The sequence below is a fragment of the Moraxella lacunata genome, assembly GCF_002027545.1.
In the GTDB taxonomy this organism is placed as follows: domain Bacteria; phylum Pseudomonadota; class Gammaproteobacteria; order Pseudomonadales; family Moraxellaceae; genus Moraxella; species Moraxella lacunata.
Map to the genome: position 1 here is coordinate 26,095 of NZ_MXAN01000052.1, position 15,930 is coordinate 42,024.

Sequence of the window (15,930 nt, forward strand, 5' to 3'; positions counted from 1 at the left end):
TCATGCTACAATAACACACCAATCATCGCTGAACAATCGCTTATCGCCCATTATCCTAGGAACACCCATGCTAACCCAATTACAACTCTTAGAGCAGACCATCACCGAGCTAAAAGCACGCTACAACATCACCGCCACCGAACTTGCCAATCTCAAACACAAATTGGCACATGATGACAGCCCCCGTCAAATCAGCCAGTTACAGCTTGAAATCAGCCAAAGCAAAGACGAAAACAACGCCTTGCACGCCCGTATCAAAGAGCTACTGTCCGCCCAAGATGAGCTGGACAAACGCCTAGATGAGCTTAGCCAAGACAACGAACGCCTAGCCAAACAAAACAAGGATCTTGCCGAGAAAAACGCCCTTGCCATCAGCCGTGCCGAAGTCATCCAAACATGGCTTAGCAAAATTGACAACCAAAATCACCAATAAAAATCAACAAGGACACACTCATGAACATTCATTCTGCCATCAAATTCGGTGCCAAAAACAACATCAAAGTCAGCCCATCGCATGAGACATCTGCCCCAAGCGAGCCGAGCAAGACCGCCGAGCAAAAAACACAACAAAACCCAAACCCAAGCCAAAGTTCAAACCCAAGTTTAAGCTCAAACCAAAATCTAAGCCAAAATCTAAGCCAAAATCTAAGCCAAAATCTAAGCCAAAACCAAAATAATCAAAATACAGAAAATTCAGCCCCTGCCAAACCTGCCACGCCCACGCCTGCCCCAAAAGCAAGCGACAGCACGCTTGGCAATATTGGCAATACCCCTGCCACGTCCCACGCCACACCCACAACATCCAAAGCCCCGGCCAAACCTGCTGACAAAGCGGACAAGCCGAGCTTTAAGGCGGTTGATTTGAGCATTGCAGGGTCATCACACCGCATTACCTGTCCTGTCGATGAAGTGGCACAGTTAGAGCAAGCAGGGGCATACATCAATGACAAAATCCGTGAGCTTCGCCGTGCCGTCAAAGGCAAAAATCCCAGTAACGAAGAGCTGTTGGTACTGACTTGCTTGGAGCTGTACGACCAATGTCAAAGCCTAAAAAACGACCGCAAAAATCAACTGCTAGACAACGAACGTGCCAAAGCCCTGATTGAAAAAATCACCAAAGACGCCCGTTCGGTGTTGTAAAATGCTTATAAAGTGATATTAAAAAATGGCGTGTTAAAACGCCATTTTATTTTTTATAAATTAAACATCTTTTAAAGATTTTTTAAAAAACCTTTTAAATCAACCATAATCCCGCTCGCCAAATATCGCCGTTCCCACTCGCACCATCGTTGAGCCGTGGGCAACTGCCTGCTCCATGTCGCCACTCATGCCCATAGACAATGTGTCAAAGTCGGGCAAGTCAAAACGCCCTTTAATGTCATCAAATATCGCTTTGGTACGGACAAATGCGTCCGTGCCGTCTTTGCTTGGGATAATCATCAGTCCACGCAAACGAAGTTTTGGCAAGCCCATCACGGTCTGTACAAGCTCATCTAATTCATCAATATGACAGCCTGATTTGCTCGCTTCATCGTCGATGTTAATTTGGATAAGCACGTTTAGGGGTGGGCGGTCATCTGGGCGTTGGTCGCTTAGCCTTTGGGCGATGATGTCTCGCTCCACCGTTTGCACCCAGTCAAAATGCGTGGCGATGTCTTTGGTTTTGTTCCGCTGAATGTGTCCGATGTAGTGCCATGTTATCGACAGATGTGCCAGTTCGTTGATTTTTATCAAGGCTTCTTGTAAGTAATTTTCACCAAAATCACCCTGCCCTGCCTGATACAGCGTGGCAATGTCCGATGATGGCTTGGTTTTTGAGACGGCAAGTAGCACCGCTTTGGGGTTGGCTTGGTATGTGTCATTAATGGCGTTTAGACGTTCTTTGACTGCCGTATGCCGTTTGATAAGTGCGTTGGATGATGAATGATGGGGAGCTTGTGTCATGGTTTTTCCTTAAATCTTTGTATTTTAGCAGAAAATCCCCACAAATGGCATAAACTTTGGCATAAAATGGATTGTAATATCTGACGGGACGTGGTTTAATGGCAAAGCAAAATATTGTATAATAAGCCCATAATTTATCTAGTTTATTCATTTTTAAGGCAATCCCATGTCAGCTCCTAGTATTGAAGACCTACTGCGTTTTGTGGTAAAAAATAAAGCGTCCGACTTGCACTTATCGGCAGGACTACCGCCCATGATTCGTGTGGATGGTGAAGTGGTGCGTATCAACACCCCCGAGATGGACCACTCTACCGTGCATAAGCTCATTTATGACATCATGAATGACAAACAGCGTGCCGACTACGAAGAGTTTTTAGAAACGGACTTCTCGTTTGAAATCCCTGGTTTGACTCGTTTTCGTGTGAACGCCTTTAACCAAAACCGTGGTGCTGGTGCGGTATTTCGTACCATTCCATCCAAGGTTCTAACCATGGAAGATTTGGGCATGGGTCCTGTCTTTAAAAAGGTCTCTGACTTTAAGCGTGGCGTGGTGCTGGTCACAGGCCCGACAGGTTCGGGCAAATCAACCACACTGGCGGCGATGATTAACTACATCAACGAAAGCCGTAAAGAGCATATCCTAACCATTGAAGACCCCATCGAGTTTGTCCACGAGTCCAAAAAATCACTCGTGAACCAACGTGAAGTACACCGTGACACCCTAGGCTTTGATGCCGCCTTGCGTTCAGCACTGCGTGAAGACCCTGACATCATTCTGGTCGGTGAGATGCGTGACTTGGAGACCATCCGTCTTGCCTTGACCGCTGCCGAAACAGGACACTTGGTGTTTGGCACACTCCACACTAACTCTGCCGCCAAGACCATTGACCGTGTGATTGACGTATTCCCTGCCGCCGAAAAAGACATGATTCGTGCGATGTTATCCGAGTCCTTGCAAGCAGTTATCTCGCAAGCCCTACTCAAAAAAGTCGGGGGCGGTCGTGTGGTGGCTCATGAGATTATGCTTGGCACACCTGCCATTCGTAACCTTATCCGTGAAAACAAAATCGCCCAAATGTACTCTGCCATCCAAACAGGGGCAGGCGAAGGCATGATTACCCTTGACCAGACGTTAAAGAACTTGGTCGCGTCTCGCACCATCACCAAAGAGACGGCACGTGTCTATGCCAAACAGCCAGAAGCATTCTTATAAGGAGCTTACATGGATTTTGATAAACTACTACAAGTGATGATTGCCAAAAACGGCTCTGACCTTTTTATCACCGAAGGCGTTCCCCCGTCACTCAAAGTCAATGGTACCATTTTGCCCATGACCAAAACGCCACTGACCGCTGAGCAGACCATGGCACTGGTGACCAGTATCATGACCGAAGCTCAGAAAAAAGAGTTCCATGAGACCAACGAGTGCCAATTTGCCATCTCTGATAAAGCCGAAACCGCTCGTTTTCGTGTGTCAGCAATGATTCAACGTAACAAGGCGGCGATGGTGTTGCGTAAGATTGAGACGCAAATTCCCACGACCGAAGATCTAAAACTACCGCCGATTCTAAAAGAGCTTGCCATGAAAAAGCGTGGCATTATCCTACTTGTCGGTGCGACAGGTACAGGTAAATCCACCACGCTGGCTGCCATGATTGGACATCGTAACGAGAACTCTCGTGGTCACATCATCACCATCGAAGACCCGATTGAATACGTCCATCAGCACAAAGGCTGTATCGTCACTCAGCGTGAAGTGGGTATTGACACACTCTCGTTTGAAGAAGGGCTAAAAAACACCCTACGTCAAGCCCCTGATGTTATCCTTATCGGCGAGATTCGTAACCGTGAAGTCATGAGCTATGCCATCCAATACGCTGAGACGGGTCACTTGGTATTTGCCACACTCCACGCCAACAACGCCAACCAAGCCATCGACCGTATCATTCACTTTTTTGAAGCGGACAGACACGGACAGTTATTCATGGACTTGTCACTCAACTTGCGTGCCATCATCGCCCAACAGCTTATCCCAACCCCTGATGGCAAAGGTCGTCGTGCCGCCATCGAGATTCTACTAGGCACACAGCTCATCGCTGACTACATCCGTAAGGGCGAGATTCATGAGATTAAGCCTGTGATGAAACGCTCTCGTGACATCGGCATGCAGACCTTTGACCAAGCGTTGTTTGACCTGTATGAATCAGGGCAAATTACCTATCAAGACGCACTCAAACACGCTGACAGCCCGAACGACCTACGCTTACAAATCAAACTGGAAAGCAAAAATGCTGCCGCGGTCGAAGAAGAGTCTGCCAAACTCTCTATTGATATGGGCGACTACTCATAACCTGGCGATAGGCAAACAAAAAGACTGGCATGACCAGTCTTTTTTTATAACTCTTAGCCTAGCTTTTATTGGCAGGGTCAAGGGTTTTTTGACACTCTTCGTTATCGCACACGCCATGCAAGACCAGTGAGTGCCCTGACAGCTTGAAGTTATACTTTTCAGCGATTTTCTCTTGCTCATCTTCGATGATGGCATTATGAAACTCTTCAATCTTACCACAGACATCACACACCAAATGGTCATGATGCTCTTCTTGGGCAATCTCAAACACCGATAGGTTATTTTCAAAGTTATGACGCTCAACAATACCTGCCTGTTCAAACTGGGTCAGCACACGGTACACCGTCGCCAAGCCGACATCTTCGCCCTGCTCGGCAAGTGCCTTGTACACGTCTTCGGCACTCATGTGGTGGTGTTCTGCGTTCTCTAATAGCTCTAAAATCTTCATGCGGGGCAAGGTTACTTTCAGACCTGCCTTGCGTAAATCTTTGTTAGTAAATGCCATGTTCATCACCTTTTAAATCGTGGACTTAGTCGCTGATTATTGATTTTATAAATCATCACAGCTCTTTTGATTATCATTTGATAATCAGTTACAAGATAAGTGTACTTTAACACACTTTTGATAAAATTTCATCCATCAATTGAGGATTTGTGGACAAAATGCCTGATTTTTGGGATTGGTTTTTTTAATCTTGCTACAACGTCAGCAAAAACGCCGTCAATGCGTCCATCTCATCAGCGGTCAGCCCTAGCGGTTTGATGAGTGGGTCTAAGTGGTCAGCGTGGGCAATGGGTGGGGCGGTGCTGGTGGGTGGTATGTCCATGCCTGTGTTATAAATCGCCACCACGCCACGCAAATTGGTAAACAGTCCATGATGAAACCACGGTTTTGATGTGCTAAGGTTTCGCAAAGACGGGGTTTTAAATTTACCAAAATCGGCAGGGTCGCCTGTGATTTCATATTTGCCAAAATCTTGGCGGGTGCGTCCCGCTAAGGTTTGATTGAGATTGTGAAAATCGCCATCGCTCATCGCTTGCCCAAAATGACAATTCATGCACCGCCCCTTGGTGCGAAATAGGTGTAAGCCCAACAGTTCGGCATCACTCAAAGCCGTGATGTCGCCCTTTAAAAACTCATCAAAACGGGTGGGCGTGGGGGTCAGCGTGTGTAGATAGGCAGTCAGAGCGTGGGCGACTTGATTGATGTCAATGGCGGTCATCTGCCTCCCAAACACCGTCCGAAAGTGTGGCAGGTATCCTGCATTTGCCAAGCGGTTTGGCACGCTGTCTAGCGTGATGTCCATCTCGTTGGGGTCGGTTAGGGGCATAAGTACTTGCTCATGCAAGGTCTTGGCTCGTCCGTCCCAAAAAAAGGCGTGTTGTGGGCTATCTAATCCCAGATGTGTCAAGGATTGGCTGTTGCGGGTGCCTTGTCGGTCATATACGCCAAGCGATACGGGACGTGGGTCGGCAAAGGCGTGGTGCGGGTCATGGCAAGTGATACAGGCGATTTGTCCGTCTGATGACAAGGCGGTTTCAAAAAATAACCGTTTGCCAAGCTCGCTTAGGGGTGTGGGCATGGGTGGCGTGCCAATGGGGGCAAGCTCTGCCCATGCCACGCCGTCATCAATGGTTGGTGCCAACCATTGGTCGGTAGGTTTGGCATAAGCAAGGCGTAAACATTGTATGTCGCATTCGCCTGATGATGTGTGAGCTACTGCCTGACAGGTGCTAAACATGATAGCCAACACCACAAAAACCACTCGTAACATTGCGATAAATCAGCTTGTTATGTTTGGTGGGTTATTATAAACCTGTTTTATAAAACTGTAAAGCGAATGATTATCGTATGCTTTTTGGCTTGACAAGATTTAACAGTTTGAGTCCGCCTTGCACGCCTGATACGCCATGTTCACGCCTTGTATGATGGACGGATAGGCATTTTCGCCGTGGGAGTGGTTGGGGTTGAAGTGGAAAGTTACATTAGCGTAGGGCAGTTTGTTTTTTAAAAGTTGGCTCATCATATAGGCGTCGCTATTTTCTAGCATGGTGGTGGAGGCTTTGGGGCTTCGGTGTCGGGCATTTAGCTCGTGTTCGCCGAGTGTGATAAGGACGTTTTTGATGTTGGGCGTGGCGATAATTCCCTTTTGATGAGCCAAAATGCTTTTGTCATTCCACCAAATAGACGGACTGACGATGACATAATTATCAAAACTCTCGCTACGAGCCATGAGCAGATACAGCCCAAACAATCCACCATAAGAATGCCCGATGAGCGTGCGGTGATTGGGGTTAATGCCAAATTCTTTATCTAGCATGGGGGCAAGTTCATCAGCGATAAAAGCATGAAAATAATCCGCCCCACCAAATGCCGTCTGCTCGCCTGTTGGAGCAGGGTAGCTGTCGGACGGTGGCGTATAGTCGTGTGTGCGGTTTGGTATGTCAAAGGCTCGCCCTGTGGGGTAGCCGATGCCCACAACCATGAGCGATTTGGGATTTTTTTCGCTCGGCTTGTCGTGATTCATTTGAGCGATAGAGCTTGCCACCCCAAAAAACGCATTGCCGTCTAGCACATAGATGACAGGATAGCCGTTGGCAGGTCTTTTGCCGATGGTGGCGACTTGTATCAGGTAATTTTATCGGTGTAGCTAGAATACACCACTTTTTCATGACTGTTTAACATGGTGGCAGGTTGCCATGCGTGGGCGGTTGGCATGATACCAAGCAAACCCCATGCCATCATCAGCATTATAATGTATTTTTTCATGATTGCTCACAAATTGTTCAAAATCAAAACTAGGGCGTGTTGAACTTTTGTATTTGCAATGAAAAATGAGAAAAATCGCACGTTTTTCAAGGAAAAAACGCAGGCTGATAGTCATTCTATCAGACAAGTTTTTGACGAAGAAAAACAAGATTTAGCCATTTTTCATGCAAAAACGATTAGTTTATTTCTAAAACATTTCTATATTGTAAATAGTGTTATAAAGGTTCAACACGCCCTAAACACTCGCCCCCACACTTCTTGCCAAGGCGATACCGTCCTCAATAGATAGGTAGGTTTTTTTACTGGGCGTATCTTTAAAGACCACGTCGCCGTCTTGGAACACCACGCATTCGTCCACGGCAATCTGTTGCCATTTTTCATTGGTGGTCAGCGGTATGGTAACCAGTATCGTCACTTTATCCTTACTGGTGGTGACATCGCCAAAGTTGACACTCATCTCGCCATCCGACAGATGAGCTTCGCCAAAGGGGGCTTTACGAGTGAGATAAAAGAGCAGACTGCCTGCGTACGCCAGTTGCCAGTTGCCGTTAGAAATCAAGCAGTTAAATAGCCCATTGGCGGATAGATAACGGCATTGTGCGGTCAAAAAAGCAAATAAGGCTTCATCGGACGGACGGGATTTAAAAGTGGCTTTTAAGCGGTTTAAGAGATAACAAAACGCAAGCTCGCTGTCGGTTGTACCTACGGGCGAATAATGCTCGGCATTACCGTTGTCATGCAAGCGTTCGGTGCGACGGATAAAGCTGTCAGTCATCTGTCCATTATGAGCAAACGCCCACTGCTCGCCCCACACTTCACGCACAAAGGGGTGAATATTAGACAGGTTATTTTTCTCGCCAATGGTCGCCCGTCTGATATGAGCGATGACATTCATCGCCTTGATGGGATACTGATTAATTAAATCCGCCACAGGCGATAGGTGCGACGGCTGATTGTCATGGAACTGGCGTAAGCCTATCTTGCCCGTCTCGCCACGCTCAAAAAAGGCGATACCAAACCCATCTTCGTGATGGTCAGTCCCCCCGCCCCGCTGGCGAAAGCCTGTAAAACTAAATCCGATGTCGGTGGGGGTGTTGCAGTTCATTCCAAGTAGTTGGCACATGGTTTTACCTAGTTTTTATGAATTAAAAATATCCAAAGGTTTGATTTTAAATTGCAAAGACGTGGGGTCGGGCGTACCGCCTTTACGCTAGGCGGTAAGCCTGCCGATGATGAGACTTCCTTTTGGGCTAATCTATACATCGCCTTGGGCGTAGTGGTTGATGACTTCATTGATGTTTTTTAGGCAATAATCAATCGTGCCGTCCCCACAAAAACGACTCACCAAAAACCACTCGGCACACAGCATACCACGCCCTTTGATGATATCGCTGATGATGAGATATTTGTTGGCACTCAAAAATTCTAGCAGTTTTTGGGTGTCGCTACTGGGCAATTCGGTTAAATACCACCGTCTTTTGTCTTTTAATAGGGCTTGCTCTTCTTCGGTGGGGGTAATCTCGCCTGTAAATTGCTTGAGTGTTTTGGCGATGTCATCATCAAATCCCCACATTTGCTGATAGGTGCTTACCGCTCGTTTGTCTATTTGATTAAAATTGGCGGACAAATCTGCTTTTTTTAAAGAAATGTTTTCACGATAAATAATATCATCAATCTTAATGGTTAATTGAATTTGTAAGTCGGCTTTTTTATATTTTTGGGTCAAGTCAAATTGCTCGGCACTAATGCCAAATTGTGTGGCTTTGTTTTTATTTAGGCGTGTAGGAATGTGCATGGCGTTAAGCGTTTGAATATTATCGGTGTTATAGCCCATTATGGTAAGCCATGCTTGGACGTGAGTGTCATTTTTATAATCATTGAATTTGGCGACAATGGTTTTTTCATTATCAAATCCGCCTTTTGCAGTGACCGAACCCAATTGTTGTTTGTCATTAAACATTGTAGTTACCCTAATATTATTTGATGTTTTTTAAAATGGCTTTTAAAACAGGAATTGCCACACTATTACCAAATTGCTTATAGGCTTGGGCATCTTTTGGATTGATGATAAAATCATCGCCAAAGCCTTGCAATCTGGCACATTCTCGGGGGGTAAGTTTGCGAATGTGTCCGTCTATGTGATATAGTCCCGTTTTTGCCCCAATGCCCCCGCCATGTGCCGATAACGTAATGGCATGACCGTCCGTGTGATAAATGCGCTCGCCTTGTCCACCTTTACCGACAATGCCAATTTGAATGGGTTTGTTTGGCAATATTTTATTACCATGTTTATCAAAACTGGCTTGATAATTATTTTTAAAAATAATATCATCGCGCTGTATTGGGGCAATGTTGGGATTATTTTGTAGAATATCCAAAACACAAATAGGAGAATTGTCGCCAACAGGAAAAGTAAAGTCATTTTGGTTTAGGCTATCATGAAATCCGATAATATAAATTCGCTCTCGGTTTTGGGGTACGCCAAAATGCGATGCGTTTAATACTTGATAATGCACACGATAGCCCAAGTCATTTAAATGAGCCAATATCACGTTTAGGGTGTTGCCATTATCATGCTTGGCAAGGTTTTTGACATTTTCTAATAAGACGATTTTGGGGGTGTGGTGTTTTATGATGCGCACAATATCAAAAAACAACGTCCCACGCACGTCATCAAAGCCTTTTTGTTTGCCAGAGATAGAAAACGCTTGACAGGGAAATCCTGCACACAAAATATCGTGGGCAGGAATGTCGTGTTCGGCAATCTGGGTGATGTCGCCATGTGGCATGATGCCATAATTGGCGTGGTAAGTGTGGCAGGCGTGGCGATCTATCTCGCTGGCAAACACGCAAGTCGCCCCAAAATGGCTTAGGGCTTGATGAAAACCGCCAATACCTGCAAACAAGTCAATAAAAGTGCTTTGGGCTAAATTCATGAGCGGACAGCACGCCCCCAATGAAAACTCGCCAACCGTTTCATCAAATCAGGATTTTTGACCATGATATCATTACCTGTGCGTCCTTGTTCACGGTTATAATAAATCACGTTTAGGCGTAGTAGCCAAAAAATCGTGGCAGAGTAGGCAAGCATGATGGGCAGGGCGGTTTTTTCGTTGTCCGTTAAGGGGCGAATGCCATCATAGCCGTCTATAAAGGCAGTCATTTTATCGGTGTTAAAATTCACGCTCTCGCCATCTGTGGCATTGCCCCAAGTCGTACAAAAATCGTTAATGGTAATGGCAATGTCCATCAAATAATGCTCCACCGACACTTCGGTAAAGTCCAAAAGCCCCGTAAGTGTAGCCGTATCGCCCGAAAAATCCCACAAGGTATTATCGGTAAACATGTCCAAATGACACAATCCCCTTGGCAAGTCATGGGGCAAATTGGCATAGGCTGCCCAAATGTCATTCATGAGACGGGCTTCATCGGTGGGCATATAGGCGGTTTCACGCTCTTTGACCCTTGCCCAGTCGTACAGTGGCACGCCGTAGTTTTCGGCAGGTTGTAGTGTTTGTAAGGTCTCATGAAGTGTCGCCAACGCTTGCCCCATGGCGTGGCACATGGCGGTGTCGGTGTCGGTGGGGTGTGAGCCTGAGAGTCTTGGCACGACTAGGATTGCCTTGTTTTCGTATCGCATGACGCAGTCGCTACCGATGTCATCGCCTGTGGCGGTGAGTTTGACAAGTGGTGGGGCGATTGGCAATTTGTCTTTTAGGGCGTGCATGACCGTTGCCATTTTGATGATATCGGCAGGGACACGCTCTTCAAATAGCGTGAACACATAGCTAAACTCATCGCCCACGTCGCTGTCGGTTTGGATAAACCAGTTGGAATTTTTAATGCCTTGGGTGATTGGAATGGCACGCTTGAATTTTACGCCAAACAAACCACAAAACGCAAAAAATTCATCATCAGATAGGTGGGTATAGACGGACATGGGTTAGCCTTTTTTGTCAAATAAAATCTTTATTTTAAAACTTTTTGCAAAAATTTACGACTATTTTTTGACTTTTTAAGTATTTATACCCAAGCGGTTGCCCTTGTTTTTAACCATGATAACGTTTATCATAACCAAACACCCCAATCTACCCAAAATCCACCAAACAAGGAACACCCCATGACCCAATCCGCCCCCAAAACCAAAAAAGACATTTTAGCCGAATTTGACCACATCATCGCCACAGGCGAGCTTAGCCAAATCATTCCCTTTTTGGACGCTCACAAGCAAGGCAACGTAAGCGAGCTTAAAAAACAGCTCAACAAAGCCCGCCGATATTATCTGGACTGGTATGAAGTCAAAGAAAACGGCAGAACGGTTGGCACAAGTGTGCGTGGCACGCCCAATCAAGAGCGAATGCTGTTTTGTTTGGCATTGGCGTTATTATCGCCCAGTGATTTTAATGGGCGTTGGCTTGATTGCTTTACACAGGTGTTACGGTATATGTCCGACCCTGATTATTATAAAAGTTTGGATAACAAAAACAATACCATGCCCATGGTTTTTGACATCATCAAGCATTTTGATTTTAAAGAACTGTTTAATATCTATATGGCAGAATGTGTTAAAAGAGAGATAATGTGGGGATTAGATTATCCATTATTAAGACGATTAGAAAATGCCAAGCTGATAGATCATCACCCCCAACTATTTGCCATGACAATCGCTAGATTTACAATGCCAAATGATATGCCTAAAAAGAAATTAAGCATTGATGAATACCGAGAATTTGTCTTTTCATCAGACATTATGATTCGTGATGTCAAATTATTATTTGAATATGAAACTCATGTGAGTTGGACGACATTTGGTTATTTAGACAGGCAGACATTTAAAGAATATAAACACGGTTAATTTTGGCTTTATTTTATTCCCGAATTTGTCAAACAGGGCAGATTAGACCGTCAATTTGTTCTACAAAAATGCCTAGAAATCCAAACAGGACTTTGGAAAACAACCAGCAAAGGTTTTTTTAAAGAAGTTTTTAAAGCACTCTCCCCAACCATAGATGAGCTTATCACATATCAAGAGCAGATTTTTGTTTTATTGCACAGTGATTATAAACCTGCGGTTAATTTTGCCATTGAACTTATCAAACAAATCATTCTTGATGAGCGGTTTTTATTAGATGAATTTATAGAATTCGTTAGTCCTGTGATGATGAATGCCGATTTTAAAGGCGGTATCAAATCGCTACTTGTGTCCTTTGATAAATTATTAAAAACCAAACCGCATTTGATTAAGCATTTGTATCCTATCATCAGCTCGGTGTTATTTGTCAATGAATTAGCCTTACAAGAGCGAGCGGTAAAAATACTTGCCAAATACGCCAATGAAAAAGCCTTAGATGATGAATACGACAATCTACAAAATGCCTTGCACGCCATTTATGACACCTTACCAAATGACATTAAATCAGGATTGGCCCCGATTTATACACCCATACTGGATAATGGCGAGCATGATTCATCAAATGACGTATCTGATGAACCATTTGATAATGACACAGGCACAGATTATTATTATGATAATAGCGTCAATATTGATTATTTTGCCGATGAGCGAAAAATCACGCTTTATGATGATTTTAATGAGTTGATATTTAATTTTGGGCAATTAGAACATGGCGATAACCCCATAGAGATTGAGATTTATATGGCAAGTTATTTATCCTTAAAACAACAAGGCAAATTCCCAAGCGATGATAACACCCAACTAAAATCAGTATTGGATAAATACCGTCATCAGTGGTCAAATAATTATATATTTGTAATATTTAAAACAGAATTTTTAAATCATATTTATCAAAATAAAGATGAAAAAATCGGCACTCATCAATATAAATTTTTAAACTCTTATCACGCCATAGTGAAGCAGTTTATTGCACTTGATAAGATAAATGACGGCAAAAGTGATGATCCCTTATCGCTATTATCCACGCCAACCCATGCACCTGCTTATATAGAGCCTGCGATATTGGTAGAGCGACTCATCGCCTATCAGAAGGCGGGGGTAGAGATTGATTTGACCGATTATGCCATAGCATTGGCTCGCACGCCACGAGCGAGTATAGAGCCTGCCCTTGATTTATTACCCCAAATCACAGATGAGCTTATCCGTGAGAGCTTGGCATTTGCCTTTGGACAAACTGAATTACCCAAGACCATTCCGCCCCAAGCAATCAGCGAAAAGTTTGGTTATGAAAAAGGCGAGCATTATCAAGCATGGCGGGGCATATTTGCAACCGTAGCCAAAACGCATTATCCCAATATAGAGCTGGATTATTCTCATGAATATGCCAAAATATTTGATAAGGTGGTGGTTAATGATGATATTGAAATAGCCCCTTATCGTTATACCGCAATAGACTATATGAGCTATGGAGAATTTCAACGTCGATTATTAAAAAATAATATTAAAGATAAAAGCCGTTTGGTGAGTTTTGAATTATCTCAATTCAATAGACCTTATTCAAGTGATATACAGCTAATAAAATTGAATTTTACTACGGAAACCGTTCGCCCTAAACTTGTCGAAGGGTCGGTTTCCGTTATGGTTCGACAGGCTCACCACGAACGGGAGCCGTAGTACTTTTTCATTTTGTAGAGTGTATATCGTTATTGTTTTTCAGACATTGGCAGACCGCCATATTCGATATTTGATGACAATGCAATGATATTGTTGCCAAAATATCTAACTATCGTCAATTAAACTGAAAGCGACAAATTTTTATCAGCGACTGAATATTGTGATACAGAAATTTTTGGTAAAACTTCTATTCCTGTTTTACAACTTATGATGAGCGATGATTATCCTTATAATCCTTATACCCAGTTTATCATGACGGCGTGCTGTTTTGCCAAAGACAAAGCCATAAGATTGGCGGTGGTGGATTTGATGAGTTTTGCCATTGGTCATCGCAGATTGGATATTGATGCCTTTGCCCGTCATAGTAGCGAATGGATCAATCATAGCTCCGCCCCATTTAATCGTTATGTAGAATGTATCCAAAGCCTGTCTGAATATGGTGGTGATTATGCGGTCATTGTCAAAGAGATTATTGGAAAGACGTTATTAAAACTTTGTTTTGATGATAAATTACCGACCAATTTTAAAAAGTATTTGGAGCTGTATTATTTATTATTGTCCCAATCCAATACCAAAGCCGATGATGATATGATGATAAAGCTACATGAATTTGTGGCAATATCAGGGAGCGTCAAGGCAATCGTAAATAAAATTGGTAAATTATAATTAAACTTCCTGCAAAACTAGGTTTTCCGTTCGCCCTGAGCTTGTCGAAGGGTAGCGGAAAACCGTTATGGGCAGGCATAGCTCACCACGAACGGTTTTCTTCAATTGGAGTTTTGCAGGAAGTCTGTTAGTTAAAAGGATAAAAACATGAGCCTTGCCGACATTGATATCAGTTATCAATCCCCCAGCCGATTGATAAAAAAACCAACCTTTGATGAATTGGTATTATCTCATCATACCGACATCGAAGATCTAGCCGACATTCCGTGCTTTTTTTGGGGCGAAATCACCGAGCCACTGCCGACCGCCAAAGCCTTGATGTGCCTAAGCCGTGTGGTGCGGTCAAGTTTTGCCCCCATACCTGTATCATTAAGAGACCCGATTATCAGTGCAGGGCGAGACGAATTACGCTTTGAAGGCTTTTCATCGTGTAATGGGGTGTATGCCCGTTTGGATTTGTTATCGGACGGCATGGACGGCGAATTTATCGCACATGGCACGACCAATGTGGATTTTAATGAACCGATGATAAATGCCCTAAATGCCGTCAAAAAGAATGAACTTATGATGATGAGCGTGGGCGATAAAGAAGTTAATATCAGCACCGATGTGGGTAACATCAAAGAGAAAAAAGTGAAATTGCCCGACCGCTGGATAAAAGGGCTAACCAGTGTGCAGGTCTATATGGCGGATATGGTGGAGATATTTAGATTAAATAAAATGCAAAGTATGCAGTTTTTTAATGCCATACCCAAATCCAAAAATAACGCCACGCTGTATTTGACTTATAAATTAAATAAAGTCGTGATAAGTCCCATTTATGCCAAAGGGAGCATAAAAGTGGGTGGTTTGGAGCGACTTCGGTTATTAGAAAATCTGGTGCCGTATATTGATAGCATGGTGTTTTTTCAAAATATCAATGATGATAAAGACAGCCAGAGTATGGCAATACAGATTTATATGAAACACATGCGACTGACATTGGCAATCTCACCGCACAATCATCGGGGGTTTTCGGGGGAAGGGAATATATTGCAACAGATAACACATGAATTGCCAACAGAATATATTTATGCCTTTAATCATGTATTAAAAAGTAATGAGAATTTTGACCCAACCACATTAGCCATAGACAATGATTTGTATATTGACGATGTTAAAAGTTTGACCACGCATTTATCTATGATTGGGCTGTTGGGATTTGATTTGTATAGCGACAGTTATTATTATCGCCGACTGCCTTTTAACATGAATAAATTATTATCGCTAAACCCCCGCCTAAATAACGCCAAAAAACTCATCAAAGACGATAATATCACGCTCGTTCATCATCGTCCTAATGATACCCTTGCTCATGTCAAAAGTGGTGAGCATACCTATACGGTGGTCATCACAGACACCCATGCCAAATGCACCTGCCAATGGTATGCCAAACATCAGATCAAGCGTGGGTTGTGTAAGCATATTTTGGGCGTGCAGATGATGATAAATGCGTTGTGAAGTCATTAGATGAATGGGGTGGATTGCAATTTGTGCTTGGTAATCAAGAATGGAGCATGAAATTTTGGCATTGTTCAATTAAGCTTTTTAAAATATGGACGTGTAGATACC

16 protein-coding genes and 1 pseudogene are annotated in these 15,930 nt (G+C 43.8%); 8 read left to right on the forward strand and 9 right to left on the reverse strand.

The annotated features are described in order from the left end of the window. Positions 1-67: 67 nt before the first annotated feature. Together B5J94_RS07810 and B5J94_RS14500 are read left to right on the forward strand one after the other, a co-directional pair. Positions 68-433, forward strand: a complete 366-nt coding sequence (locus B5J94_RS07810) for a hypothetical protein (protein ID WP_062499973.1) — start codon at positions 68-70, stop codon at positions 431-433. 20 nt (positions 434-453) lie between these two features. Then, the gene (locus tag B5J94_RS14500) at positions 454-1,140 is read left to right on the forward strand and encodes a cell division protein ZapA (RefSeq protein WP_211271067.1); all 687 of its coding nucleotides are present in this window, start codon (positions 454-456) and stop codon (positions 1,138-1,140) included. 99 nt (positions 1,141-1,239) lie between these two features. Here B5J94_RS14500 and B5J94_RS07820 read toward each other — a convergent pair whose 3' ends face one another. Further along, positions 1,240-1,944, reverse strand: coding sequence for a YggS family pyridoxal phosphate-dependent enzyme (locus B5J94_RS07820; RefSeq protein ID WP_062499975.1), 705 nt, complete (start codon positions 1,942-1,944; stop codon positions 1,240-1,242). Positions 1,945-2,110: 166 nt separating this feature from the next. On the opposite strand from B5J94_RS07820, the gene B5J94_RS07825 reads away from it, so the two are divergent. Then, positions 2,111-3,157 carry a type IV pilus twitching motility protein PilT gene (locus tag B5J94_RS07825; RefSeq protein WP_062499977.1) on the forward strand — a complete coding sequence of 349 codons (1,047 nt, stop codon included), beginning with the start codon at positions 2,111-2,113 and terminating at the stop codon, positions 3,155-3,157. 9 nt (positions 3,158-3,166) lie between these two features. Further along, positions 3,167-4,294: a PilT/PilU family type 4a pilus ATPase gene (locus B5J94_RS07830; protein ID WP_062499979.1), complete on the forward strand. Its 1,128-nt coding sequence runs from the start codon at positions 3,167-3,169 to the stop codon at positions 4,292-4,294. 58 nt (positions 4,295-4,352) lie between these two features. On the opposite strand, the gene fur is transcribed toward B5J94_RS07830, so the two are convergent. The 8 genes from fur to B5J94_RS07870 form a co-directional block, all read right to left on the reverse strand. Next, on the reverse strand, positions 4,353-4,799 hold the full coding sequence (gene fur / locus B5J94_RS07835) for a ferric iron uptake transcriptional regulator (protein ID WP_062499981.1): 447 nt from the start codon (positions 4,797-4,799) through the stop codon (positions 4,353-4,355). A gap of 193 nt (positions 4,800-4,992) precedes the next feature. Beyond that, positions 4,993-6,069 (reverse strand): cytochrome-c peroxidase, encoded by a 1,077-nt coding sequence (locus tag B5J94_RS07840; RefSeq protein WP_062499983.1) that lies wholly within the window; start codon positions 6,067-6,069, stop codon positions 4,993-4,995. Between the two features lie 99 nt (positions 6,070-6,168). Beyond that, a complete protein-coding gene (locus B5J94_RS07845; protein WP_079364044.1) occupies positions 6,169-6,927 on the reverse strand; it encodes an alpha/beta hydrolase in 759 nt (252 codons plus the stop codon). After that, positions 6,924-7,064: a hypothetical protein gene (locus tag B5J94_RS14195; protein WP_156471064.1), complete on the reverse strand. Its 141-nt coding sequence runs from the start codon at positions 7,062-7,064 to the stop codon at positions 6,924-6,926. The genes B5J94_RS07845 and B5J94_RS14195 overlap by 4 nt, the downstream gene beginning before the upstream one ends. Before the next feature lie 235 nt (positions 7,065-7,299). Continuing rightward, a complete protein-coding gene (locus tag B5J94_RS07855) occupies positions 7,300-8,187 on the reverse strand; it encodes a class II glutamine amidotransferase (protein ID WP_079364046.1) in 888 nt (295 codons plus the stop codon). Positions 8,188-8,319: 132 nt separating this feature from the next. Continuing rightward, positions 8,320-9,024: a PDDEXK family nuclease gene (locus tag B5J94_RS07860; RefSeq protein ID WP_079364047.1), complete on the reverse strand. Its 705-nt coding sequence runs from the start codon at positions 9,022-9,024 to the stop codon at positions 8,320-8,322. A gap of 16 nt (positions 9,025-9,040) precedes the next feature. Beyond that, positions 9,041-10,000 carry a DNA cytosine methyltransferase gene (gene dcm, locus B5J94_RS07865; protein ID WP_062500727.1) on the reverse strand — a complete coding sequence of 320 codons (960 nt, stop codon included), beginning with the start codon at positions 9,998-10,000 and terminating at the stop codon, positions 9,041-9,043. Beyond that, the gene (locus B5J94_RS07870) at positions 9,997-11,004 is read right to left on the reverse strand and encodes a homoserine kinase (protein ID WP_062500725.1); all 1,008 of its coding nucleotides are present in this window, start codon (positions 11,002-11,004) and stop codon (positions 9,997-9,999) included. Before B5J94_RS07870 ends, dcm begins: the two co-directional genes overlap by 4 nt. A gap of 180 nt (positions 11,005-11,184) precedes the next feature. Between B5J94_RS07870 and B5J94_RS15195 the strand changes: the two are divergent. The 4 genes and pseudogenes from B5J94_RS15195 to B5J94_RS07890 form a co-directional block, all read left to right on the forward strand. Beyond that, positions 11,185-12,234, forward strand: a pseudogene (locus B5J94_RS15195) (DUF6493 family protein); the annotation flags it as partial. Further along, entirely contained in the window at positions 12,226-13,653 is a 1,428-nt protein-coding gene (locus B5J94_RS15200; RefSeq protein WP_458118223.1) for a DUF7824 domain-containing protein, read from the forward strand. The pseudogene B5J94_RS15195 and the gene B5J94_RS15200, both read left to right, overlap by 9 nt. Before the next feature lie 189 nt (positions 13,654-13,842). Further along, the gene (locus B5J94_RS07885) at positions 13,843-14,319 is read left to right on the forward strand and encodes a DUF7825 domain-containing protein (protein ID WP_255216954.1); all 477 of its coding nucleotides are present in this window, start codon (positions 13,843-13,845) and stop codon (positions 14,317-14,319) included. Positions 14,320-14,466: 147 nt separating this feature from the next. Beyond that, positions 14,467-15,819, forward strand: a complete 1,353-nt coding sequence (locus tag B5J94_RS07890) for an SWIM zinc finger family protein (protein WP_062501666.1) — start codon at positions 14,467-14,469, stop codon at positions 15,817-15,819. Positions 15,820-15,930 lie beyond the last annotated feature (111 nt).